This is a genomic window from Spirillospora sp. NPDC048819 (genome assembly GCF_040650055.1).
GTDB lineage: Bacteria > Actinomycetota > Actinomycetes > Streptosporangiales > Streptosporangiaceae > Spirillospora.
On sequence record NZ_JBEZGN010000032.1, the window covers coordinates 37,974 to 61,677 of the forward strand.

At 70.3% G+C, this 23,704-nt stretch carries 20 protein-coding genes and 1 pseudogene; 15 read left to right on the forward strand and 6 right to left on the reverse strand.

Annotated features, from left to right (window positions below):
• Positions 1 to 17 precede the first annotated feature (17 nt).
• Together AB0C35_RS33190 and AB0C35_RS33195 are read left to right on the forward strand one after the other, a co-directional pair.
• Positions 18 to 683: pseudogene (locus AB0C35_RS33190) on the forward strand (ABC transporter permease subunit); the annotation flags it as partial.
• 204 nt (positions 684 to 887) lie between these two features.
• Positions 888 to 1,748 (forward strand): glycine betaine ABC transporter substrate-binding protein, encoded by an 861-nt coding sequence (locus AB0C35_RS33195; RefSeq protein ID WP_358464775.1) that lies wholly within the window; start codon positions 888 to 890, stop codon positions 1,746 to 1,748.
• Between the two features lie 111 nt (positions 1,749 to 1,859).
• On the opposite strand, the gene AB0C35_RS33200 is transcribed toward AB0C35_RS33195, so the two are convergent.
• Positions 1,860 to 2,612, reverse strand: a complete 753-nt coding sequence (locus tag AB0C35_RS33200) for a ZIP family metal transporter (RefSeq protein ID WP_358464778.1) — start codon at positions 2,610 to 2,612, stop codon at positions 1,860 to 1,862.
• A 278-nt stretch (positions 2,613 to 2,890) separates the two neighbouring features.
• A complete protein-coding gene (locus AB0C35_RS33205) occupies positions 2,891 to 5,038 on the reverse strand; it encodes a (Fe-S)-binding protein (RefSeq protein WP_358464781.1) in 2,148 nt (715 codons plus the stop codon).
• 300 nt (positions 5,039 to 5,338) lie between these two features.
• Between AB0C35_RS33205 and AB0C35_RS33210 the strand changes: the two genes are divergently transcribed.
• The 3 genes from AB0C35_RS33210 to AB0C35_RS33220 all read left to right on the forward strand — a co-directional run bounded on the left by AB0C35_RS33210 (position 5,339) and on the right by AB0C35_RS33220 (position 7,554).
• Positions 5,339 to 5,938 (forward strand): TIGR03086 family metal-binding protein, encoded by a 600-nt coding sequence (locus AB0C35_RS33210; protein ID WP_358464784.1) that lies wholly within the window; start codon positions 5,339 to 5,341, stop codon positions 5,936 to 5,938.
• Positions 5,939 to 6,070: 132 nt separating this feature from the next.
• The gene (locus AB0C35_RS33215) at positions 6,071 to 6,721 is read left to right on the forward strand and encodes a DUF1326 domain-containing protein (RefSeq protein WP_358464787.1); all 651 of its coding nucleotides are present in this window, start codon (positions 6,071 to 6,073) and stop codon (positions 6,719 to 6,721) included.
• Positions 6,718 to 7,554 (forward strand): DUF2182 domain-containing protein, encoded by an 837-nt coding sequence (locus AB0C35_RS33220; RefSeq protein WP_358464789.1) that lies wholly within the window; start codon positions 6,718 to 6,720, stop codon positions 7,552 to 7,554. Before AB0C35_RS33215 ends, AB0C35_RS33220 begins: the two co-directional genes overlap by 4 nt.
• Here AB0C35_RS33220 and AB0C35_RS33225 read toward each other — a convergent pair.
• Positions 7,551 to 8,759: an acetyl-CoA C-acetyltransferase gene (locus AB0C35_RS33225; protein ID WP_358464792.1), complete on the reverse strand. Its 1,209-nt coding sequence runs from the start codon at positions 8,757 to 8,759 to the stop codon at positions 7,551 to 7,553. The genes AB0C35_RS33220 and AB0C35_RS33225 overlap by 4 nt on opposite strands.
• A gap of 184 nt (positions 8,760 to 8,943) precedes the next feature.
• Between AB0C35_RS33225 and AB0C35_RS33230 the strand changes: the two genes are divergently transcribed.
• The gene (locus tag AB0C35_RS33230) at positions 8,944 to 9,168 is read left to right on the forward strand and encodes a hypothetical protein (protein ID WP_358464795.1); all 225 of its coding nucleotides are present in this window, start codon (positions 8,944 to 8,946) and stop codon (positions 9,166 to 9,168) included.
• A 73-nt stretch (positions 9,169 to 9,241) separates the two neighbouring features.
• Entirely contained in the window at positions 9,242 to 10,798 is a 1,557-nt protein-coding gene (locus AB0C35_RS33235; protein ID WP_358464798.1) for a 3-hydroxyacyl-CoA dehydrogenase, read from the forward strand.
• Between the two features lie 58 nt (positions 10,799 to 10,856).
• Here AB0C35_RS33235 and AB0C35_RS33240 read toward each other — a convergent pair whose 3' ends face one another.
• Together AB0C35_RS33240 and AB0C35_RS33245 are read right to left on the reverse strand one after the other, a co-directional pair.
• Positions 10,857 to 12,059 carry a CU044_5270 family protein gene (locus AB0C35_RS33240; RefSeq protein WP_358464801.1) on the reverse strand — a complete coding sequence of 401 codons (1,203 nt, stop codon included), beginning with the start codon at positions 12,057 to 12,059 and terminating at the stop codon, positions 10,857 to 10,859.
• A complete protein-coding gene (locus AB0C35_RS33245) occupies positions 12,052 to 12,675 on the reverse strand; it encodes an RNA polymerase sigma factor (protein WP_358464804.1) in 624 nt (207 codons plus the stop codon). Before AB0C35_RS33245 ends, AB0C35_RS33240 begins: the two co-directional genes overlap by 8 nt.
• Before the next feature lie 372 nt (positions 12,676 to 13,047).
• Between AB0C35_RS33245 and dnaK the strand changes: the two genes are divergently transcribed.
• The 7 genes from dnaK (at position 13,048) to AB0C35_RS33280 (ending at position 21,782) form a co-directional block, all read left to right on the forward strand.
• Positions 13,048 to 14,916 carry a molecular chaperone DnaK gene (dnaK, locus tag AB0C35_RS33250; RefSeq protein WP_358464807.1) on the forward strand — a complete coding sequence of 623 codons (1,869 nt, stop codon included), beginning with the start codon at positions 13,048 to 13,050 and terminating at the stop codon, positions 14,914 to 14,916.
• Positions 14,910 to 15,545: a nucleotide exchange factor GrpE gene (gene grpE / locus AB0C35_RS33255; RefSeq protein ID WP_358464985.1), complete on the forward strand. Its 636-nt coding sequence runs from the start codon at positions 14,910 to 14,912 to the stop codon at positions 15,543 to 15,545. Before dnaK ends, grpE begins: the two co-directional genes overlap by 7 nt.
• A gap of 142 nt (positions 15,546 to 15,687) precedes the next feature.
• A complete protein-coding gene (dnaJ, locus tag AB0C35_RS33260) occupies positions 15,688 to 16,869 on the forward strand; it encodes a molecular chaperone DnaJ (protein WP_358464810.1) in 1,182 nt (393 codons plus the stop codon).
• Positions 16,870 to 16,873: 4 nt separating this feature from the next.
• The gene (locus AB0C35_RS33265) at positions 16,874 to 17,320 is read left to right on the forward strand and encodes a helix-turn-helix transcriptional regulator (protein ID WP_358464813.1); all 447 of its coding nucleotides are present in this window, start codon (positions 16,874 to 16,876) and stop codon (positions 17,318 to 17,320) included.
• Between the two features lie 67 nt (positions 17,321 to 17,387).
• A complete protein-coding gene (clpB, locus tag AB0C35_RS33270; protein ID WP_358464816.1) occupies positions 17,388 to 19,985 on the forward strand; it encodes an ATP-dependent chaperone ClpB in 2,598 nt (865 codons plus the stop codon).
• A gap of 136 nt (positions 19,986 to 20,121) precedes the next feature.
• Complete coding sequence (locus tag AB0C35_RS33275; protein WP_358464819.1) at positions 20,122 to 21,033, forward strand: DNA-processing protein DprA; 912 nt, start codon at positions 20,122 to 20,124, stop codon at positions 21,031 to 21,033.
• Positions 21,030 to 21,782 (forward strand): hypothetical protein, encoded by a 753-nt coding sequence (locus AB0C35_RS33280; RefSeq protein WP_358464822.1) that lies wholly within the window; start codon positions 21,030 to 21,032, stop codon positions 21,780 to 21,782. The genes AB0C35_RS33275 and AB0C35_RS33280 overlap by 4 nt, the downstream gene beginning before the upstream one ends.
• 79 nt (positions 21,783 to 21,861) lie before the next feature.
• Here the strand turns inward: AB0C35_RS33280 and AB0C35_RS33285 are convergent, their stop codons facing one another.
• Entirely contained in the window at positions 21,862 to 22,569 is a 708-nt protein-coding gene (locus tag AB0C35_RS33285; protein ID WP_358464824.1) for a hypothetical protein, read from the reverse strand.
• Between the two features lie 106 nt (positions 22,570 to 22,675).
• Between AB0C35_RS33285 and AB0C35_RS33290 the strand changes: the two genes are divergently transcribed.
• On the forward strand, positions 22,676 to 23,659 hold the full coding sequence (locus AB0C35_RS33290; protein WP_358464827.1) for an NAD-dependent epimerase/dehydratase family protein: 984 nt from the start codon (positions 22,676 to 22,678) through the stop codon (positions 23,657 to 23,659).
• Positions 23,660 to 23,704 lie beyond the last annotated feature (45 nt).

The following is a 23,704-nucleotide window of genomic DNA, read 5'->3' on the forward strand; positions in this document are numbered from 1 at the left end:
TGACGGTCCTGCCGCCGCTGGCGCTGACGCTGGTGCTGGCGGTGCTGGCGCTGCTCGTGAGCGGCTGGAAGCTCAGCGCGTTCACGATCCTCGGCTTCGTGCTGATCGACAGCATGGAGCTGTGGGACGCCTCGATGGACTCCCTCGCCCTGGTGATCGTGGCGGCGGTGGTGTCGACGGCGATGTCGGTCCCGATCGGCATCGCGGCGGCCCGCAACGATGTGGTGAGCCGCATCGTCCGGCCGGTTCTCGACTTCATGCAGACCATGCCGGCGTTCGTCTACCTGATCCCGGCGATCTTCTTCTTCAGCATCGGGGCCGTCCCCGGCGTGGTCGCGACGGTGATCTTCTCGATGCCGCCGGGAGTGCGGCTGACCGAACTCGGCATCCGCGGCGTCGACCCGGAGATGGTCGAGGCGGGCGAGGCGTTCGGCACCCCGCCGAACCGGATCCTGACCCGCATTCAGATTCCGCTGGCGATGCCGTCGATCATGGCGGGCATCAACCAGCTGATCATGCTGTCGCTGTCGATGGTCGTCATCGCGGGCATGGTCGGCGCCGGCGGTCTCGGTGGAGTGGTGCTTGAGGGCATCAACCGAGTGGACGTCGCCAAGGGCTTCGAGGGCGGTATCGCGGTCGTCATCCTGGCGATCTACCTGGACCGCCTCACCGGTGCCCTCACCCATGGCCCGAGCATGCTCCGCGTGCTGTTCGCGCGCGGCAGGAACGGCCGCGGTACGGCCCACCGCGGCACGGCGGCGCCCACGGCGGAGCCGGCGGCCGAAAAGCAGCTCGTCGGCTGACGAACCCGCTCCCCCCATCTCTATACGCAGGTCAACGAAAGGACGGGAATGCGCTTCAAGTTCAAGGGTCTGGCCATTGCGGCGATGACACTGACGCTGGGGTTGAGCACCGCCGCGTGCGGCGACTCCGACTCGGGCTCCGGCGGCGGGGGAGAAGCCGACAAGAACATCACCATCGGCATGGTCGCCGGCTGGGCCGAGGGTGAGGCCGCGACGCAGCTCTGGAAGAGGCTGCTGACCGACAAGGGCTACAAGGTCGAAGTCAAGACCCTCGACACCGGGCCCCTCTACGCCGGCATGGCCAAGGGCGACGTCGACCTGTTCCTCGACGCCTGGCTGCCGGGCACCCACGAGGACTACTGGAAGCAGTACGGCGACAAGCTGGAGAAGGTCGGCGCGTGGTACGACTCGGCGCCGCTGACCATCGCGGTTCCGGAGTACTCGCCGCTGAAGTCGCTTGAGGACCTCAAGGGCAAGGGCGACCAGTACGGCGGCAAGATCGTCGGCATCGAGAAGAGCTCCGGCCTGTACCGGGTGTCGCAGGAGGAGATGCTCCCCGCGTACGGCCTGAAGGACGAGTACACGGTCGCGACGTCCTCGACGGCGGCGATGCTGACCGAGCTGAAGAAGGCGATCGACGCCAAGGAGGACATCGTCGTCACGCTGTGGCGGCCGCACTGGGCTTACTCGAAGTTCCCCATCCGTGACCTGGAGGACCCGAAGGGCGCGATGGGCAAGCCCGACGGCATCTACACGGTCGCCAGCAAGGGCTTCAGCGAGGAGCAGGCGGACGTCGCCGGCTGGCTCAAGAAGTTCAAGATGACCGACGAGCAGCTCGGGACTCTTGAGGACCTGATGGAGAACAAGTACAAGGGCAAGCCTGACCAGGCCGTGGACGAGTGGCTGAAGAACAACGCCTCGTTCGCGCAGTCGATGACGGGCTGACCGCCCGCTTCCGGGGACGTTCCGTCCCAAGGCGCCAGAGGGCCGTCCGGGTTTCCGGACGGTCCTCTGCCTTTTCCGCCCGTGCGGCGGCGTCCGGGCGGGCCGCCCGCGTCAGTGTGCGAGGCCGACGATGAACAGGACGGCCGTCAGTCCGAGCCCGGTGGCGCCCAGCGTCATCACGCGCGGGTGGACGCTGTGGGCCTCGGGCAGGATCTCGGCGGCGGACAGGTAGAGCAGGACGCCGGCGAACAGCCCGAGGTACGGCCCGAGGACGGCGTCCGGTACCTGCGCCAGCGTTCCCAGCGCCGCCCCGGCGATGGGGGCGGTGGCGTCGGCGAGCAGCAGCAGGACGGCGGGACGCCGGTCGCCGCGGTTCAGGGACGCGGCGGTGACGGTGTTGAACCCGTCCGCGAAGTCGTGCGCGACGACGGCGAGGGCCACGAAGATCCCCACTTCGGTCCCGGACTGGAAGGCGAGCCCGATGCTGAGGCCGTCGACGAGGCTGTGCGCGACGAGCGCGGACGCGGCGAGCAGCCCGGCCGGGCCGGCGGGGGCGTGCGCGTGGCCGTGGGCGTGCACGTGCGGGGCGTACTCGTGCTCGTGGGCCCGGTGGATCGCCACGGCCTGCTCCACGACGTGCAGCAGCAGGAACCCGGCCGCGAAGCCGATCATGGGCGCGGGGACGCCGAGCGGGCGGTGCCGCGTCATCTCCAGCGACTCGGGGATCAGGTCGAACGCGACGACTCCGAGCATCAGCCCGCCGGCCAGCCCGAGGACGAGGTGCCGGTTGTCGCGGACCCGCATCGCCGCCAAGCCCCCGGCGAGCGTCATCAGGAACGCGATCAGGGACACGAGGACGGCCATCCCTGGGTCTTACCAAGGTGGACCCGCCGCAACCGCTCCCGGTGCCCTGAAACGCCGTACGGGCCCCGGCGGCGGGCATGGTGCCGTCCGCTCGCCGTGGGGGCGCACGAGCGGACGGGCGGCCCACTCGAATTCGGCCTCGTCCACGACGGATGCCGCGAGCGGCGGACGGTGCAGCGTTGCCGCCCGCACCGCCCGTCCCCGGCATCCGAGATCGGAGACGGGAAGGACCCCCGGCCGAGGCGGTGGCCGAGGGTCCCTCCGTCGTCCGATGTCCGCTACTCGGCGGCCACGGGCTCCTTCTCCGGGGCGGTGCCCTCGCCCTTGATGGAGCGGATCAGGAGCTGGGAGACGTCGACGACCTCCAGGGACTCCTTGGCGTCGCCGGTGTTCTTCTTCTCGTTGATGGCGTCGCCCAGCATGACGAGGCAGAACGGGCAGGCGGTGGAGACGGTGTCGGGGTTGGTCTCCAGGGCCTCGTCCACGCGCTCGGTGTTGATGCGCTTGCCGATGCGCTCTTCCATCCACATCCGCGCGCCGCCGGCGCCGCAGCAGAAGCCGCGGTCCTTGTGGCGGTGCATCTCCTGGGTCTTGACGCCGGGGACGGTCGCCATGATGTCGCGCGGCTGCTTGTAGACCTTGTTGTGGCGGCCGAGGAAGCAGGGGTCGTGGTAGGTGATGTTCTCCTCGATCGGGGTGACCGGGGTGAGCTTGCCTTCCTCGACCAGGTGCGCGAGCAGCTGGGTGTGGTGGACGACCTCGTAGTTCCCGCCGATCTGCGGGTACTCGTTGGCCAGGGTGTTGAAGCAGTGCGGGCAGGTCGCGACGATCTTCTTGGCGCCCGCCTCGTTCAGCGTCTCGACGTTCTGCTGGGCGAGCATCTGGAAGACGAACTCCATGCCGAGGCGGCGGGCCGGGTCACCGGTGCACGCCTCCATGGGGCCGAGGACGGCGAACTTGACGCCCGCGATGTGCAGCAGTTCGGCGACGGCCTTGGTGGTCTTCTTGGCGCGGTCCTCCAGGGCGCCGGCGCAGCCGACCCAGAACAGGTACTCGGTGTCCTCGGGGAGCTTCTCGTCGGCGACCTCGACCTCGAAGTCCAGCTCCTCGATCCATTCGAGGCGCTTCATCTCGGACATGCCCCACGGGTTGCCCTTGTTCTCGAGGTTCTTCAGCATGACGCCGGCCTCGGACGGGAAACTCGACTCGATCATGACCTGGAAGCGGCGCATGTCCAGGATGTGGTCGATGTGCTCGATGTCGACCGGGCACTGCTCGACGCACGCGCCGCAGTTGGTGCAGGACCACAGGACGTCGGGGTGGATGACGCCGTCGTCGGCGACGAGTTCCTTGTCCACCTGCATGGCGAGCTTCTGCTCGTCGGTGAAGTTGCCGCGCGCCTCCTCCGAGGCGGTCAGGTACGGCGCCTTGGCGAGCGCGTGGTCGCGCAGTTCCAGGATGAGCATCTTCGGCGACAGCGGCTTGCCGGTGTTCCAGGCGGGGCACTGCGACTGGCAGCGACCGCACTCGGTGCAGGTCGCCATGTCGAGGAAGCCCTTCCAGGTGAAGTCCTCGATCTTGCCGCGGCCGAAGACGTCCTCGTCGGGGTCGGCCTCTTCGAAGTCGAGCGGCTTGCCGCCCGACATCATCGGCTGGGCGGCGCCGAGGCCGTCGGGGCTGCGCTTGAACATGACGTTCAGCGGCGCCAGGAAGATGTGCAGGTGCTTGGAGTGGACGACGAAGACCAGGAAGACGAGCGCGACGCCGATGTGCAGGAGGAGCCCGGCCGATTCGAGGATTTCGAGGGTGTCGTCGCTCATGCCCTCGAACAGGTTGCCGGCCACGTGGGAGAAGTAGGCGGCCTTGTTGTAGCCGAAGTTGCCGCGGGCGACCTCGACGCCCCGGAAGAAGAACATCGTCCAGATCACGTTGAAGATCATGAAGAGCGTGATCCAGGCGCCGGACAGGTGCGAGCCCTTGAACCGGGACTGGCGGCCGATGCGCTTCGGCGAGTCCTTGAACCGGATCGCGGTGAAGGTGACCAGGCCGGCGAGGCAGGCGAGGGCGATGGTGTCCTGGACGAAGCCGATCGGGCCCCACGTCTGCAGGCCGGGGATGTGCGCGTCGAGCCCGAACAGCAGCTGGACGGCCGCTTCCCCGTAGACGGTGGCGAGCAGGAAGAAGGCCCACATGACGGCGAAGTGGGCGGCCCCGGCGACGGTCCACTTCAGCAGCTTGCGCTGGCCGAGGACCTCGACGGCCTGGCCCTCGATGGCCTTCTTGGGCTCCCGCTTGAGTTGCAGCGTCCGTTCAGGGTCGGGCTGGCCGCTCTTGGCGATCTGGTAAAGGAACAGCACCCGCCGACCGGCGAGCGCCAGAGCGACCGCCGTTCCGGCGAGCCCAATGACCAACGTGATCCAGAACACTGTTCCGTCCTCCTGGGGTACGGGCGATGGCAGTCAGCGTAGGGCTCGCGACAGACTGCTCTTCATCCGGGGCCCGAATACTACTCGGTAGTAGCTTATGCGTCACATTCGCAGGTCACCCACGTTACGGCCATCCGAGGCCATTCACGCACCGTCCTGGCGTCACGCATCCCCACACCTTATGGATTCCCCGCGTCGATGAGTATCGGGCGGTCCCCGAGTCCATATCAACGGGCGGTGACCGTCCAGCCGGAATCCCGTCCAGTGGTACGCCGCCGGACCGTTCTACGGAGGATCCGAATGACCTCGATGCCCGACCTCGCGCCCGCCGCGCAGCGCATGGCCGACCTGCTCGCGGGCGTACGCGACTACCAGCTCACCGCGCCGACGCCGTGCGAGGGCACCTCGCTCGGCGCGCTCATCGACCACGTCAACGGGCTGACCCAGGCCTTCACGTGGGCGGCCGCGAAGAACTTCCCGGACGGCGCCTCGCCGCCCCCGTCCGCCGACGCGGCCGGCCTGCCCCCGGACTGGCGCACCCGCATCCCCGAACAGCTCGACGCGCTCGCCGCCGCCTGGCGCTCCCCCGACGCCTGGCGGGGGATGACGAAGGCCGGCGGCATCGACCTGCCCGGCGAGCAGGCCGGCCATGTCGCGATGAACGAGCTGGTCGTGCACGGCTGGGACATCGCCCGCGCCAGCGGCCAGCCCTACGACGCCGGCAAGGACGAGATCGAGTCCTGCCTCGCCTTCGTCGCGCCGGCCGTGGAGGAGAGCGGCGGCCAGGGCGTCGAGGGCCTGTTCGGCCCCGCCGTCGACGTCCCCGACAACGCCCCTGCCGTGGACCGGCTGATCGCCCTCACCGGCCGCGACCCGTCCTGGGCCGCCCCGGACGGATGACCCGAGGCGGGCCTTCGAGCGGGCCCGGCGCGCCGGGCGCGGGGCACGGGAGGTTTTACCCCGGGTCACCTAGCCCCTGATCTCACGTTTTGTGACGATTGCAGAGAGGCGCGGGATCGGGGGGAGGAAGACATGGCCGACACCGCCGCCACACCGCAATGGCATGTCGTCGGCGACTGGTTCGACGTCTGCAAATGCACCATCCCGTGCCCGTGCACCTACGCGCAGCCTCCTACGTCCGGGGACTGTGACGGCGTGCTGGCATGGCACATCCGCGAAGGGCGGTACGGGGACGTCACGCTCGACGGCCTCAACGTCGTGATGCTGGGCTCGTTCGTCGGGAACGCGTGGGGCGAGCACTCCGACGCCTACGCGGCCGTCTTCATGGACGAGCGCGCCGACGACTCCCAGCGCGAAGCGCTCGGGAAGATCTTCGGCGGAGAGGCCGGGGGCTGGCCCGCCCAGTTCGTGGAGATGTTCGGTCCCGAGATGAGGGGACTCGAATACTCGCCCATCACGATCTCGGTGGACGAGGACCTCGCCACATGGAACGCGGAGGTTCCCGGCCGGGTCGTGGCGAGGGCCGAGGCCCTCACCGGTCCCACGGCCCCCGAGGGGGCGCGGGTCCAGACGATCAATCCGCCCGGTTCCGAAACCGGTCCGGGGCAGGTCGCCACCTGGGGCCGGGCGCTCGCCGACCAGGTCGACGCCTACGGGTTCGCCTGGGATTGGGAGGGTCGCTCCAGCAAGCACATCCCGTTCGACTGGAGCGGACCCGGGTGAGGGCGCCGGCGCGGACGCGTCAGCGGAGACCCGCCGCCCGGCCCGCGCCCCACGAGGTCGTGTTCGTCGGGGTCCTCGTCGTCATCTCCGCGATCGCGTGGCTGGCGGTCCACCACCTGGCCACGCCGGACATGCGCGCCGGGATCCTGACCGGCGGCGCCCGCCCCGGCCACGCCGGTGACGGGATGCCGGGGATGCGGATGGACCACTCCATGAGCGCGGGCCTGTTCCTCGGCACCTGGTTCGTGATGATGGCGGCGATGATGCTCCCCGCGGCGACACCGGTGATCGTCCGGATCGACCGGCTGCTGCGCCGGCGGGGCCGGGCGCGCACGACGGCGTACCTGCTGGCGGCCGGTTACCTGGTCGTGTGGGCGGCGGCGGGGGTGGCGGCGTACGGCCTGTTCACGGTCTTCCAGTCGACGGTGGCGGCAGGCGACTCGCCGGCGGCCGTGCGCGCGGGCGCCGTGGTGCTGGTGTTCGCGGGCGCCTACCAGCTCACTCCGCTGAAGCGGGCATGCCTGCGCCAGTGCCGTTCACCGCTCGCCGTCGTCGTCCGCCATGGAGAGCGGATCACGGCGAGCCCCTCGGGCGCGTTGCTCGTCGGCGTCCACCACGGGGCCTTCTGCCTGGGATGCTGCTGGGCGCTGATGGCCGTGCTGCTCGCCGCGGGGATGATGAGCCTCGTCTGGATGGGGATCATCGCCGCCGTGGTCCTCGTGGAGAAGGTCTGGCGGTACGGGGAACTGGTGAGCCGGCCGCTGGGCGCCGCGATGATCGGCCTCGGCCTCGTCCTGGTCGCCGCGCCCGGCCTGGCGCCCGCCCTGACCTAGACCCTTTCGAAGATCGCGGCGAGGCCCTGGCCGCCGCCGATGCACATCGTCTCCAGGCCGTAGCGGGCCTCGCGGCGGTGCATCTCGCGGGACAGGGTCGCGAGGATGCGGGCGCCGGTGGCGCCGACGGGGTGGCCGAGGGAGATGCCGGAGCCGTTGACGTTGACGCGGTCCCAGTCGGCGTCCTTGAGGCCCCACTCGCGGGTCACGGCGAGGACCTGTGCGGCGAACGCCTCGTTCAGCTCGATGAGGTCGATGTCGGCGAGGGCGAGCCCGGCCCTTTCCAGCGCCTTCGCGGTGGCGGGGACGGGGCCGATGCCCATCGTGCGGGGCGGCACGCCGGCGCGGGCCCACGACACCAGCCGGACGAGCGGGCGCAACCCCAGCTCGGCGGCGCGTTCGGGGGTGGTGACGACGCAGGCGGCGGCCGCGTCGTTCTGGCCGCTGGCGTTGCCCGCGGTGACGGTGGCCTGGTCGTCGGACCTGCCGAGGACGGGACGCAGCTTCGCCAGGCCCTCGACCGTCGTGCCGGGACGCGGGTGCTCGTCGGTGTCGACGACCGTGTCGCCCTTACGCGACCGGACGGTCACCGGCACGATCTCCTCGGCGAACACCCCGGACTCCTGGGCCGCGACGGCGCGCTGGTGCGAACGCACCGACAGCTCGTCCTGCTCCTCGCGTCCGATGCCGTACTCGCGCCGCAGGTTCTCCGCGGTCTCCAGCATCCCGCCGGGGACCGGGTGGTTGACGCCGCCCGCGGTGACGCGGCCCTGGGCGAGCGCGTCGTGCAGTTCGAGGGACGGGCCGCGGACGCCCCAGCGCGCCTGCGTCGTGTAGAACGGCGCGTTGCTCATGCTCTCGGCCCCGCCCGCGATGATCAGGTCGCTGACGCCGAGCTGGACCTGCATCGCGGCGTCCAGGACGGCCTGGAGGCCCGATCCGCAGCGCCGGTCGATCTGAGTGCCGCCGACCTCGATGGGGAGCCCGGCGTCGAGCGCGGCGACGCGTCCGATGGCGGGGGCGTCGGCGGTGGGGTAGCAGTGACCGAGGACGACCTCGTCGACCGCGTCGCCGGGCAGGCCGGTGCGTTCGGCGAGCGCGCGGATGACGGTGGCGGCGAGCTCGACGGGCGGGACGGTCTTCAGCACCCCGCCGAACCGGCCGATCGGGGTACGCAGCGGCTCGCAGATGACCGCTTCACGCATGTTCGCTCCTCAACTCGGGGTGCCGACGGCGCACCTCGAAGGTTACGGCCCGGGTCCGGGCCGGGCGCCGCCGGGCTTCCGTCCAGTGGAGGCCGCCGCCCGGACGTGAGGCGGACCGCGCCCGGGGTAGCCCTGGCGTGGAGCGTCCCGCCCTGGGACGCTCATCAGGATCCGGGAGGACGCGATGACGAGGCTGCCGATGAAAATGCTCAAGACGTTGCTCGCCGCGATGCTGGCCCTGACCCCTGCGTCGGTTCCGACCGCCATGGCGGTGGCGGGGGTTCTGGGCGCCACCGCCGCGGTGACGGCCGGCTGTGGCGGCGGTGGTGGTGACGAGGACGGCGGTGACGAGGACGGCGGCGGCGGGAACGACCAGGAGAACGAGAACGACGGGGGCGACGACGACTGACGGTGAGTGCGCCCCGGCGCGATAGGCGCCGGGCACGCCCCCACTATCCTGCCGACGGACTCGGGAGGCGGCAGTGCAGAGCGGCAGTGTGGGGCAGCGGTGGGCGCGGGACGTGCGGACGATCCGGGTGATCGGCGCCGGGGCGATGGGGCGCGGCATCGCGCAGTTCGCGGCGGCGGGCGGGCTGACGGTGGAGCTGGCCGACGTGCGGGCGGAGGCCGTGGCCGACGCGATCGAATACATCTCCGGCATGTTCGACAAGCTCGCCGGCAAGGGGCGGATGGCCGGGGACGAGGCGGAGGCCGCCAAGGCGAGGCTGCGGCCGGTCGGTGAGCCGCTCACGCCGTTCCAGCAGTGCGATCTCGTCATCGAGGCGGTGCGCGAAGACCTGGACACCAAGCGGGAACTGTTCTCGGCACTGGAGAAGGTGTGCCCCGAGCACACGATCCTGGCCACCAACACCAGTTCGCTGCCGGTGACGGCGATCGGGGCCGCGCTCAACGACCCGTCCCGGATCGCGGGCCTTCATTTCTTCAATCCGGTGCCGCTGATGCGGCTGGTCGAGGTGATTCCGGGCGCGCGGACGGCCGAGTGGATCCCGGGCGCGCTGGCAGAACTCGTCCAGCGCCTCGGGCATGAACCGGTGCTCGCGCCAGACGCGCCTGGCTTCCTCGTCAACCACGCGGGGCGCGGCCTGGTGACGGAGGCTCTGCAGATCCTCTCCGAAGGTGCCGCCGAGCCCGTGGACATCGACCGCATCGCGCGGGACGTCCTCGGCCTGAAGATGGGGCCCTGCGAGCTGCTCGACCTCACGGGGATGGACGTGTCGCACCCGGTGATGGAGTCCATCTGGACGGGTTTCTACACCGAGCCGCGGTTCCGTCCGTCCAGGCTCGGGCGGGCCCGGATGGAGGCGGGCCTGTTCGGACGCAAGACGGGCGAGGGTTTCTACAAGTACGTGGACGGGGCCAAGCAGGAGCCGCCCGAGGTCAAGGCACCGGCCGTGGAGGCTCGCCCTGTCTGGGTGCACGGCGACGTCCGCGAAGAGCTGGGGGCGCTGCTTTCAACGTCCGGTGTCGAGGTCGAGGCAGGGGACGAGCCGTCCGGCCGAGCCGTCGTGCTCGTCGCACCGTTCGGGCGCAGCACCGTCGAGACCGCACGCGCCGAGGGCCTTCCCCAGGAGCGCACCTTGGGCGTTGACCCGTTCGGTGGGTTCTTCACCCGTCTGACCGTGTCCGTGCACCCGGGTGTCGACAAGGAGACCGGTCGGGCCGGTCTCGCGGCCCTCGGCGCTACGGGACGTCCCGTCACCGTCGTCCGGGACGCCCCCGTGCCCGTCGCTCAGCGGCTTGTCGCATCGATCGTGAACGTGGGCTGCGGCATCGCGGAGCAGAGGCTCGCCCGTCCCGAGGACATCGACACCGCCGTCCGGCTCGGGCTCGGCTACCCGCGCGGTCCGCTGGAGTGGGGCGAGAACGCCGGGGCGGGCCGCGTCCTGGAGATCCTGCGGGGCCTGCACACCGCCACCGGCGACCCGCGCTACCGTCCGAGCGCCTGGCTGGCCGAACGGGCGGCGCTCGGCCTGCCGCTGACCGAGACGGGCACCGGCCCGTCCGACCTCACGTCCTGACGGCCCTGCGCAGGCCCCCCGCCACCGGGCGAGGGGCCTGACGGGATGGGAGCCCCGGTCAGAACGGGAGCTTCGCGGGCGGCGCGGGCTTGGTGTCGGTCCAGCCCATGTCGCGGATGGCCGTGTAGTCGATGACGAACCCGGGCCGGCGGTCCTTGTAGGGGCCGCCCGCCTTGGTCAGCACGTACTGCGAGGCCAGCACCTCGCCGGTCTCCTTGTCGAAGACGAGCTCCTTGCGGGCCTTGTACGTGCCCTGCCGCTCCGGCGGCGTACCCGTCTCGCCGGTGATCTCGATGGTCCGGCTCGCGGACGCCAGCGCGACGCCCCTGCGGCCGAGCGGGTCGACGACCTCACCGATCGCCTCCACGCCGGGCACCGCCGTCGCCGCACGCATCAGCCCGGCCCGCACCTTCGGCGGAACCGGCGAGTTCGCGATGAGCCCTCCGACCACGCCGAGCTTCGAGAAGGAGTCGAACTCGCGCTTGGGCAACGGCCCTCGCTTCTCCTCCAGCTCCTTCAGCTTCTCGGGCGACGGCAGTCCCACGGCGCGCCATCGCATGGCCTCGTCGGTGAGGAACTTCTCGGTGAGCTTCTCCGGGTCGGCCGGCAGATTCTGCAGTTCCTCGGTGGTCATCCGGCCGTACCACTCGCCGCCGCCCGACGGGTCGGAGGGCTCGACGTCCCACGCCGTCTTCTCCGCCGTGTTCAGGGTGAGCCACTTGTCGCCCGACCACGCCTTGATCTTCGTCGGGGATCCGGCCTTCTTCCACGCCGCCAAGTCGTCCGGTGTCTGCGGACGGGCCGGGAGCATGCGCCAGGCGCCGCCCGCCGCGGAGCCGGGCTCGGCACCCGTCCACCGGAAGGACTCCGTGTGCGCACCGACCATCACGTACGAGCCCGTGTCGGCCTGCACGACGTACGACTGGCCGCCGACATCGTCGGAGAACCAGTACTTGCCGATCTCCTGCTTCGCCGCGTTCTCCGCCGCGACCAGGACGGCCTCCTTGCCGAGGTTCACCTCGCCCTGCGGACCGCCCCCGGCGACACCGCCTCCGGTGGACGGGCCCCCCGACCCGACGGCGGCGATCGCGACCGCGGTGGCGGCGCCGACGGCGACCACGCCGAGCCCCGCCCTGAGCCGCCATCCGGACCGGGCGGACCGGGGCGCCCCGAACATCCGGGCGCGGACCTCGGCCGTCTCCCGCGGCGCCGGCGGGACGGGCTCTCCGTAGGCCTCCTTGATCATCCGCAGCTCATCCATGGTCGTCCTCCAGATCATGCATCGGGTTCGTCCCGCCCAGCGCCTCGCGCAGCTTTCTCCGCGCCCGGTTCAGCCGCGATCCGACCGTCCCGTACGGGATGTCCAGCGCGGCGGCCACCTCCTGGTGGCTCAGGTCGGCGAGCGCGACCAGCAGCAGGACGTCCCGGTCTCCGGCCGGCAGACCGGCGATCGCACCGGCCAGCCGGCCCCGCAGGCCCTGGGCGCTGACCCGCGCGTCGACCCGGTCCGCGGGCCCGTCCGCGTCCTGGGCGGCGCCGAGCCGCGCGCGGGCCCTCAGCCCACGCACCTCGCTGCGGCGGTGCCTGCCGATGACGTTCGTCGCGATGCCGTACAGCCAGGTCCGCACGGCCGCCCGGGACTCGTCGTAGCGGGCCCGGCCGCGGAACGCCTCCAGGAACGTCTGGGACGCGACGTCGGACGCGGCGTCCGGGCCGAGCCGCCGGGCGGCGTAGCCGTGGATCTCGGCGAAGTACGCGTCGAAGATGGCGCCGAACCGTTCGGGGTCGCGCAGGGACGTCCGCAGGACGGCGGAATCGTCCGCCCGCCCCGGGCCCCCGTCCCGGGGCGGATCTGCGGTGAGTGGCTCCCCTGTCATGTTCTGCCTTTCCGTGGCGCGGATGGCGGTCACTCCCGTATCACCCGCACGCCGCGTCTGCTTTCACGGCATCATGCGACTTCCTCCTCGTGGTGGACGAGAGCCGCGCGGCCCTCCTCCGTGCGACCGATCTCTCGTCGCGGGACCCCGATCCCGGGAACCGGAATACGGGGCTCAATCGTCCTGTTGAAGAGAACGTCAGCAAAGTTGAGTCCGGTCGACTCAAGTCATTTGACAACATGGGACCGTCCGGGCAACCTTGCGAACAGCAACCGAACCGGCCGCGCCCCGGGGGCGACCGGGACGCGTCAGCACCGGAACTGCGAACAAGCACCGGGACCGATACACCGGAGAACGACGGAGGACGAGAACATGGCACGTGCGGTCGGCATCGACCTCGGGACGACCAACTCGGTCGTCGCGATTCTGGAGGGCGGCGAGCCCACCGTCATCGCGAACGCGGAGGGGTCGCGGACCACACCGTCCGTCGTCGCGTTCGCCAAGAACGGCGAGGTTCTGGTCGGAGAGGTCGCCAAGCGCCAGGCGGTGACCAACGTGGACCGGACGATCCGTTCGGTCAAGCGCGAGATGGGCACCGACTGGAAGACCACCATCGACGGCAAGGACTTCAACCCGCAGCAGATGAGCGCGTTCGTGCTGCAGAAGCTCAAGCGCGACGCCGAGTCCTACCTGGGCGAGACCGTCACCGACGCGGTCGTCACGGTTCCCGCCTACTTCTCCGACCACCAGCGCCAGGCCACCAAGGAGGCCGGGCAGATCGCGGGCCTGAACGTCCTGCGCATCATCAACGAGCCGACCTCGGCCGCGCTGGCGTACCACCTGGAGAAGGAGAACGAGGCCACCATCCTGGTCTTCGACCTGGGCGGCGGCACGTTCGACGTGTCCCTGCTGGAGGTCGGCGACGGGGTCGTCGAGGTCAAGGCCACCAGCGGCGACAATCACCTGGGCGGCGACGACTGGGACCAGAAGGTCGTCGACTGGCTGGTCGAGAAGTTCAAGAACGCCAACGGCGTCGACCTGGGCAAGGACAAGATGGCACTCCAGCGGCTGCGCGAGGCCGCGGAGAAGGCGAAGATCGAGCTGTCCGGTTCGTCCGAGACGCAGATCAACCTGCCCTACATCACCGCGTCGGCCGAGGGTCCGCTGCACCTGGACGAGAAGCTCACCCGGGCCGAGTTCCAGCGGATGACCTCCGACCTGCTCGACCGGACCAAGGCGCCGTTCCAGTCGGTGCTCAAGGACGCCGGCATCACCGTCGACGGCATCGACCAGGTCGTCATGGTCGGCGGCTCGACCCGGATGCCCGCGGTGTCGGACCTGGTCAAGGAGCTGACCGGCGGCAAGGAGCCGAACAAGGGCGTCAACCCCGACGAGGTCGTCGCGATCGGCGCCAGCCTGCAGGCCGGCGTGCTCAAGGGCGAGGTCAAGGACGTCCTGCTGCTGGACGTGACCCCGCTGAGCCTCGGCATCGAGACCAAGGGCGGCATCTTCACCAAGATCATCGAGCGGAACACCACGATCCCGACCAAGCGGTCGGAGACGTTCACCACCGCCGACGACAACCAGCCGTCCGTGGAGATCCAGGTCTACCAGGGCGAGCGCGAGATCGCCGCGTACAACAAGAAGCTCGGCACCTTCCAGCTCACCGGTCTGCCGCCGGCGCCGCGCGGCGTCCCGCAGATCGAGGTCACCTTCGACATCGACGCCAACGGCATCGTGAACGTCAGCGCGAAGGACCAGGGCACCGGCCGCGAGCAGTCGATGGTCATCACCGGAGGCAGCGCGCTGCCGAAGGATGACATCGAGAAGATGATGCGCGACGCCGAGGACTACGCCGAGGAGGACCGCAAGCGCCGCGAGGAGGCCGAGGTCCGCAACCAGGCCGACACCCTCGCGTACTCGACCGAGAAGTTCCTGCGGGAGAACGACGAGAAGGTCCCGGAGGAGATGAAGACCGAGGTCAACGACGCGGTCGCCGAGGTCAAGAAGGCGCTTGAGGGCACCGACGTCGACGCGATCAAGGGCAGCGCCGAGAAGCTGGCGCAGGTCAGCCAGAAGATGGGCGCCGCCATGTACGCGCAGAACCCCGAGGGCGCTCAGCAGCCGGGCGGCGAGGACGCCGGCCCGACGGCCGACGCCCAGGGCGGTGACCAGCAGGACGACGAGGTCGTCGACGCCGAGATCGTCGACGAGGACAAGCCGAAGGGTGAAGCATCGTGACGTCCTCCTCTGGAGAGGGCGAGGAGAAGGAGGGCCCGGTGATCCGCGACAAGCGGCGCATCGATCCCGAAACGGGGGAAGTCCGGGTGCAGGCGGCGGAGCCGCCCGCCCCGGAGGCCCCGGCGAACGGGGGCGCCGAGGTTACGGACGAGGAGGTCGCCTCGCTGAAGAATCAGTTGGCGGAGCGTCTCGCAGACCTCCAGCGGCTGAAGGCCGAATACGACAACTACCGCAGGCGCGTCGAGCGCGACCGGGTCGCGGTCCGCGAGCAGGCCGTCGGGCAGGTCCTGTCCGAACTGCTCCCGGTCCTGGACGACATCGGGCGCGCCCGTGACCACGACGAGCTCACCGGCGGCTTCAAGTCCGTCGCCGAGAGCCTGGAGGCGGTCACCGGCAAGCTCGGCCTGGTGCGGTACGGCGAGAAGGGCGAGCCCTTCGACCCGACCGTGCACGAGGCGCTCATGCACTCGCTCTCGCCGGATGTGACCGAGACGAGTGTCGTGGACGTCCTCCAGCCCGGCTACCGCATGGGCGAGCGGATACTGCGGGCAGCACGCGTCGCGGTGGCCGATCCCGAGCCCGAGGCCGCCGCAGAGCCCGGCGACGAAGCGGGTGACGGCGGCGAGTGATCCCCCGGCCCGGCGCCGAGGGGTCTTGGGGGTTCGTCCCCCGGAAGGACCCGGTGCCCCGTCCCGGCCGCGACGGCCGGGACGGGACCGCCGGGGCACGTGAAGGCATGTGGCAAGTGGCGATAGCAGAAGGCGGGGCGCCGTGAGCACCAAGGACTACCTGGAGAAGGACTACTACAAGGTCCTCGGTGTCGCGAAGACGGCCTCGCAGGAGGAGATCAAGAAGTCCTACCGGAAGCTGGCCCGCAAGTACCACCCGGACGCCAACAAGGGCGACACCGACGCCGAGGACCGCTTCAAGGAGGTCTCCGAGGCCTACGACGTCCTGTCGGACGACAAGCGCCGCAAGGAGTACGACCAGGTGCGGTCGATGCCGGGCGGTTTCCGCGGCCAGCAGGGCGGCGGCGGCTTCCCCTTCGACTTCGGCGACCTGTTCGGGCAGCCCGGCAGCGGCGGCGGAACGCAGACGGGCGGCGCCGGGGAGCGCATCGGCGACCTGTTCGGCGGCCTGTTCGGCCGCGGCGGCGGCGGAACCCGCACGACGGGCACCACGCGGCGCGCGAGGCGCGGCGCGGACGTCGAGACCGAGGTGACGCTGTCGTTCGGACGTGCCATGAACGGCGTGACCGTCCCGATCAAGCTGACCAGCGAGGCCCCCTGCAACGGCTGCCGCGGGACCGGCGCCAAGGCCGGCACCGTGCCGCGGGTGTGCCCGAACTGCGAGGGCACCGGGCACGAGACCCGCAACCTGGGCAACTTCGGCTTCCAGGAGCCGTGCAAGGAGTGCCACGGCCGCGGCCTCGTCGTCGACGACCCGTGCCCGATCTGCCACGGCAGCGGCCGCGCCACCGGCACCCGCACCATCCAGGCCCGCATCCCGGCGGGCGTCGCCGACGGCCAGAAGATCCGGCTCAAGGGCAAGGGCGCGCCGGGCGAGAACGGCGGTCCGCACGGCGACCTGTACGTCAACATCAAGGTGCAGCCGCACCGGGTGTTCGGCCGCACCGGCGAGAACCTCACGCTGACCGTCCCGGTCACGTTCCCCGAGGCCGCGCTGGGCGCGGAGATCAGGGTGCCGACGTTCCAGGGGCAGCCCGTCACGCTGCGCCTGCCGGAGAGCACGCCGAACGGCCGCACGTTCCGCGTCAAGGGCCGCGGCGCCCCCCGGCGCGACGGCACCAAGGGCGACCTGCTGGTCACCGTCGACGTCCAGGTCCCGCAGAACCTCGACGACCAGGCACGCGAGGCCCTCGCCCGGCTCCGCGCCGCGGGCACCGGCGACGACCTGCGCGCCGACCTCCTCCAGCAGGCACGACAGGAGTAGGGCGATGGATCCGTTCGGCGATGAGACACCGGTCTATGTGATCTCGGTGGCGGCGCAGCTGTCCGGGCTGCATCCGCAGACGCTGCGGACCTATGACCGGATGGGGCTGGTGTGCCCGGGCCGGACGGCGGGACGGGGCCGCCGCTACTCGATGCGCGACATCGTGATGCTCCGCGAGATCCAGCGGCTCTCGCAGGAGGAGGGCATCAACCTGTCCGGCATCAAGCACATCCTGGAGCTGCAGCGCGACAACGTGCGGCTCCGCGAGGAGCTCGGCAAGGCGCACGCGGCGCTGGAGGAGCTCGCCAACGAACTCGAATCGACCCGTTCCGTCGCGGCGCGGCTGGCGCAGCAGCGGCGGCACGGCGAACAGGGCGGCACTCCCGGTTCCGACCTGGTGCCCATCAGGGCTACGAGTGTCGTGGTCTGGCACGAACGCAACCGGGAATAGGAATCGAAAGCTTTTACCGGGGGGCCTGGGGGGTCGTCCCCCCAGAATGAGACGCGGGACTGGGGACATGGACTACAAGCTGACGCAGAAGAGCCAGGAGGCGGTTTCGGTCGCGGTCCGGCGGGCCGCGGCCGAGGGACACCCCGAGGTGGAGCCCCAGCATCTGCTGGTCGCGCTGATCGCCCTGGCGGACGGCACGGCGGTGCCGCTGCTGGAGGCCGTCGGCGCGGACTGGCAGGCGATCAGGCGGCGCGCCGAGGAGCAGCTCGCGGCGAAGCCGAAGGCGCAGGGCTCCACGGTGGCGACGCCGCGCCTGTCGGGGCAGCTCCAGCGGTCGATCAACACGGCGGCGAACCGGGCCCAGCAGCTGGAGGACGACTACGTCTCGACCGAGCATCTGCTGGTCGGGCTCGCGGCGGACGGGGGCCCGGCGGCGGGCCTGCTGAAGGAGTTCGGCGCGACGCCGCAGGCGCTGCTGGACGCCTTCGAGAAGGTGCGCGGCCACGCCCGCGTCACCACCGAGAACCCGGAGGGCACCTACCAGTCGCTGGAGAGGTACGGCGTCGACCTGACGGCGGCGGCCCGCGACGGCCGGCTCGACCCGGTGATCGGGCGCGACTCGGAGATCCGCCGGGTCGTGCAGGTGCTGTCGCGGCGGACGAAGAACAACCCGGTGCTCATCGGCGAGCCCGGCGTCGGCAAGACCGCCGTCGTGGAGGGCCTGGCGCAGCGCATCGTCGCGGGGGACGTCCCCGAGTCGCTGCGCGGCAAGAAGCTCGTCTCGCTCGACCTGAGCGCCATGGTCGCGGGCGCGAAGTACCGCGGCGAGTTCGAGGAGCGGCTGAAGGCCGTCCTGAACGAGATCAAGGAGAGCGACGGGCAGATCGTCACGTTCATCGACGAGCTGCACACCGTCGTCGGGGCGGGCGCCGCCGAGGGCGCGATGGACGCCGGCAACATGCTGAAGCCGATGCTGGCCCGCGGCGAGCTGCGCATGATCGGCGCGACGACGCTGGACGAGTACCGCGAGCGGATCGAGAAGGACGCGGCGCTGGAGCGCCGGTTCCAGCAGGTCTTCGTCGGCGAGCCGACCGTGGAGGACACGATCGCGATCCTGCGCGGGCTGAAGGGCCGCTACGAGGCGCACCACAAGGTGCAGATCAACGACTCGGCGCTGGTGTCGGCGGCGGCGCTGTCGGACCGCTACATCACGTCCCGGTACCTGCCGGACAAGGCGATCGACCTCGTCGACGAGGCCGCGTCCCGGCTGCGCATGGAGATCGACTCCCGGCCCGTCGAGATCGACGAGCTGCAGCGCAACGTGGACCGCCTGAAGATGGAGGAGATGAACCTGTCCAAGGAGACCGACGAGGCGTCCCGGCAGCGCCTCGACCGGCTCCGCGCCGACCTGGCCGACAAGCAGGAGCATCTGACCGGCCTCGTCGCCCGCTGGGACAAGGAGAAGGCCGGCCTGAACCGCGTCGGCGAGATCAAGGAGCGGATCGACCAGCTGCACGGCGAGGCGGAGCGCGCCCAGCGCGACGGCGACCTGGAGACGTCCGCGCGGCTCACCTACGGCGAGATCCCCGAGCTGGAGAAGCAGCTGGAGGAGGCCTCCGAGGCCGCCGAGAACCGCGACGCGATGGTCAAGGAGGAGGTCGGCCCGGACGACGTCGCCGACGTGGTCGCGTCCTGGACGGGCATCCCCGCCGGGCGCCTCCTCGAAGGGGAGACGGCGAAGCTGCTCCGCATGGAGGACGAGCTCGGCAAGCGCCTGATCGGCCAGGGGGCCGCCGTCCGCACCGTGTCGGACGCGGTTCGCCGCGCCCGCGCGGGCATCTCCGACCCGGACCGCCCGACCGGCTCGTTCCTGTTCCTCGGCCCGACCGGCGTCGGCAAGACGGAACTGGCGAAGGCGCTCGCGGAGTTCCTGTTCGACGACGAGCGGGCGATGACCCGCATCGACATGAGCGAGTACTCCGAGAAGCACAGCGTGGCCCGGCTCGTCGGCGCCCCGCCCGGATACGTCGGCTACGAGGAGGGCGGGCAGCTCACCGAGGCCGTCCGGCGCCGCCCGTACTCGGCGGTGCTGCTGGACGAGGTGGAGAAGGCGCACCCGGAGGTGTTCGACATCCTCCTCCAGGTCCTCGACGACGGCCGGCTCACCGACGGGCAGGGCCGCACGGTCGACTTCCGCAACGCGATCCTGATCCTCACGTCCAACATCGGTTCGCAGTTCCTCGTCGACCCGACGCTGGAGAACGGCGCGAAGCGCGAGGCGGTCTGGAACGCCGTCCGGAACTCGTTCAAGCCGGAGTTCCTCAACCGCCTCGACGACGTGATCCTGTTCGACGCGCTGTCCACCGCCGAGCTGACCCGGATCGTGGACCTCCAGGTCGACAAGCTGGCCGAGCGCCTCGCGGAGCGGCAGCTCACGCTGAAGGTGACCGACGCGGCCCGCGAGTGGCTGGCGATGACCGGCTACGACCCGCTGTACGGGGCACGTCCGCTGCGCCGCCTCGTCCAGACGGCGATCGGCGACCAGCTCGCCCGCGAACTCCTCGCCGGCGACGTCCGCGACGGCGACGAGGTGGTCGTCGACCTCGACGAGCCCGCCGACCGCCTGACCGTCGAACCCACCCGAGGCCTGACCCTCACCAAGTAACCGTCCCCGGCCGCCTGGCCCACCCGGGCGGCAACCCCATTCAACACATTGTCGGCTCGACATGAGACAGTCGAACGAAGATTCGAGTCAGGGCCGGAGTGTGGAGATGTCAAGATCACCCTCGTACTCTGACAGCATGGACACGGTCAGCCCCGAGGAGAGAGCCGCCCTGGTGGCGCTGCTCCAGGTCCGTCCTCGGGGCATGCGCTGGGGCGAGATCACGGCCGAGGTGGTCGAGGCGGGCAGTGCCCTCGACGTATGGCACCGGCTCGTGCCGCCCACCCTGGTGGACGCTCCCGGAGAGATCGACCCCCTGGAGGCGGCCTCCCATGACATCGAGAGCTGGACGGACCAGGGGCACACGGTGCTCACCATTCTCGACGGCCGCTACCCAGAGCGGCTGCGAGGGGTTCACCAGGCTCCGCCGGTCCTCTTCGCACACGGTTCACTCTTGCCCGGCGACAAGGCCGTATCAGTTGTCGGATCCCGCGCCGCATCAGATCGCGGGCTGGACATCGCCACCAGTGTGGCCGCTGAGTTGGTCACCCGGAACATAACGGTCGTAGCAGGGCTTGCGGTGGGCATCGATACCGCCGCCCATCGAGGGGCCCTGAACGCGAGCGGACGCACGGTGGCCATTATTGGAACGGGCATCAACAAGGTTTATCCGGCCGCCAACCGCGATCTGCACCAGGAGATCTCCTCGCGCGGCCTGCTGCTTTCGCAGTTCTGGCCCGACGCACCTCCACAAAAACACAACTTCCTGATGCGAAATGCCACCATGTCAGGCTATGGAATGGCGACGGTCGTCGTGGAGGCAGGAGAACACAGCGGCGCCCGCGCTCAGGCGCGCATGGCCGTCGAGCACGGCCGCCCGGTCATTCTGACCGATCTGGTCGTCAGGAAGAACGTCTGGGCCCGGGCCCTCGTCGACAGGCCCGGCGTCCACGTGGCAGGCAGCCTCCACCAGGTCCTCACGGTCGTCGACGACCTGGTGAGCGAAGAGTCCCTCATAGACGCCGATCTTCGTGGGCTGGTCTCGACGTGAGCGTGCTGGAGTTCGAACTGGAGAAGCGTTTAAGCGCGGCTCTGGTCGCCTCAGCCGGAGGATTTCTCCGCAATCCGGTACGACGGGACCACGTGACGTGCACGGTATGCACGACTCCGATCGAGGAGCGGTACTCACTCTGCTTTCCCTGCAAGCAGCATCGTTTGCACAACGGGACCGCTGACCTGGTCGCCCCCGTCACGTATGCGGTCGCGTTACAGCAGTCGGGCTACATCATGCGCGGCTACAAAGCCAGACCTCGTGTCGACGCGCACTATCGCCTGGTCGGCATGCTCACGGTCCTCACCTTGTCAAAGCACGGTGGGTGCCCGGGGACGATCGTCGACACCCCGGTGACTCACTGGGCGTCCATACCATCACTGCCGGCGAGACCCGGCGAGCATCCGTTTCACCGCATCGTCAACGGGTCGGCTCCTGGGGTCGAGGTAGAACTCACCGCCGCAGCGAAGCCATCGGATGCGCGTGCGATAGATGCGAGCCATTTCACCACGCGTGCGGCGCTGCCTCCAGAAGCGCACGTCCTGCTCTTGGACGACACCTGGGCCAGAGGAGGACACGCACAGTCGGCGGCGATGTCGCTGAGACAGGCGGGCGCGGGATGGGTGTCGACGTTGGTGGCGGCCCGCTGGATTAAAAGGGATTTTGCCGACAACGCCAGTTTCCTGGACGGGCTCCCGGACTATGACCCGGACATCTGCCCATGGACCGGTGCCGCCTGCCCGGGCTGACTGGAGTGTCGGCACCCGATTCGTGGGCCACACCTGCAACAGGAGTCGCGTGCGCAGACTCTGCCCGGGCACGCGCGCGTCAGCCGTTGAGCCAGTCGGCGGGGATGTCGTCGCGGAAACGGTCGAGGGTCTCCTCGTCGCGGGCGCGGACGGAGAGCCAGCCGCCGCTGTCGCACAGGAGCAGGCCGGGGCCCGCGTAGAAGGCCTGTCCGTCCTCGCCCTCGGGGTGGGCGGGGAAGGGGAGGCGGGTGAAGCGGCGGTCCAGTTCGCCGTCGTCCTCGAAGTCGCCGTGGTCGCATACGGGCTCGTCCGCCTGGAGCGCCTCCGACAGGACGATCTCGATGCAGGACACGGAGAAGGCGTCCAGCCAGCCCTCCCAGCGCTCCGCCTCCTTGTCCTGGAGGTCAGGGCGCATGCGGACGGGCGGGTCGGCCTTGTCCATGTCGGTGAGGAGGATGCCCCATGACGCGACTCCCTGGTTCTCTTCGCGGAAGACCAGGGCTTCCTTGCGGTCGTCCACGTAGAACTCGTCCGGGCTCAGCAGCGAGTGCATGTTGCTGTGCAGGTCGGTGCGGCGGCCGAAGAGCGTGTACGCCTCGCGGGGGGCGGCGGGCAGGCGCACGCCCAGACCTTTTTCGACCGCCGTCAGCTCGGCTTCCGGCGTCCCGTCCTCGGGGGTCAGCGGGGCGCACCAGGTCGCGGCGAATCCCCGGATGTACGTCCAGGCCGCCGATCGGTCGCGCAGCGCGGACGGGAGGTCCCGGACGAGGTCGAAGGAATCGGTCACGTTCGCGAAGCTACTCCGGTCATCGGCCGTCCGTCGGCGGATGACCGGTTCTGCTGTGAGCGTGGAGCAGTTCCGTACAGAACGTACAGCGGGCAGAGTCTCCCCCATGAAGCTTCTGATGCTGGGCGGGACCGAATTCGTCGGACGAGCCGTCACCGAAGACGCCCTTGCCCGCGGGTGGGACGTGACCGTCTTCCACAGAGGGCGCCACGAACCGCCCCTGGGAGTCGACTCCTTGCACGGTGACCGCACGGCCGAGGACGGTCTCAAAGCGCTCAGCGGCGGGCAGTGGGACGCGGTCGTCGACACCTGGTCGGGCGCACCGTCCGCCGTGCGCGACACCGCGCGGCTCCTGGACGGGCGGGTCGCGCGGTACGCCTACATCTCCAGCCGTTCGGTCTACCGCTATCCCACGCCGGCCGGGCTCGACGAAACCGCCGCGGTGGTGGACGGCTCCCCCGACGACGGCGAGGTCGACTACGCGTCGGCCAAGCGCGGTGGGGAGCTGGCGGCGACCGGGGTGTTCGGCGACAGGACGCTGCTGGTGCGGGCCGGGCTCGTCATCGGCCCCTACGAGAACATCGGGCGCCTTCCATGGTGGCTGGGGCGGATCGCCCAAGGCGGTGAGGTCCTGGCGCCCGGCCCACGCGACGCGGGCCTGCAGTACATCGACGCCCGGGATCTCGCCAAGTGGACCCTGGACGCCATCGGAAACGAGATCGGCGGGCCGTTCAACCTCGTCAGCCCACCCGATCACACGACGATGGGCGAGTTGCTCGAAGCGTGCATCCAGACGACGGGCTCTGACGCCGACCTCGTCTGGACGTCCCCAGAGAGGATCCTCGAAGCGGGCATCCAGCCGTGGACGGACCTTCCGATCTGGCTTCCGCCCGGCGAGGCGTACGACATGATGCACCGGGCGAGCGTGACCAAAGCGATTTCTGCGGGCCTGCACTGCCGAACCGTCCAGGAAACGGTCGCGGACACGTGGGAGTGGCTCCGATCCATCGGCGGGCAGGCGCCGCAGCGTCCCGACCGTCCGGTGGTCGGCCTCAGCCCCGAGACCGAAGCGAAGGTGCTGCGCCCATGACGAAGATGCCGCGCCTCCCAACCCAGATGCCGCTTCAGTGGACGC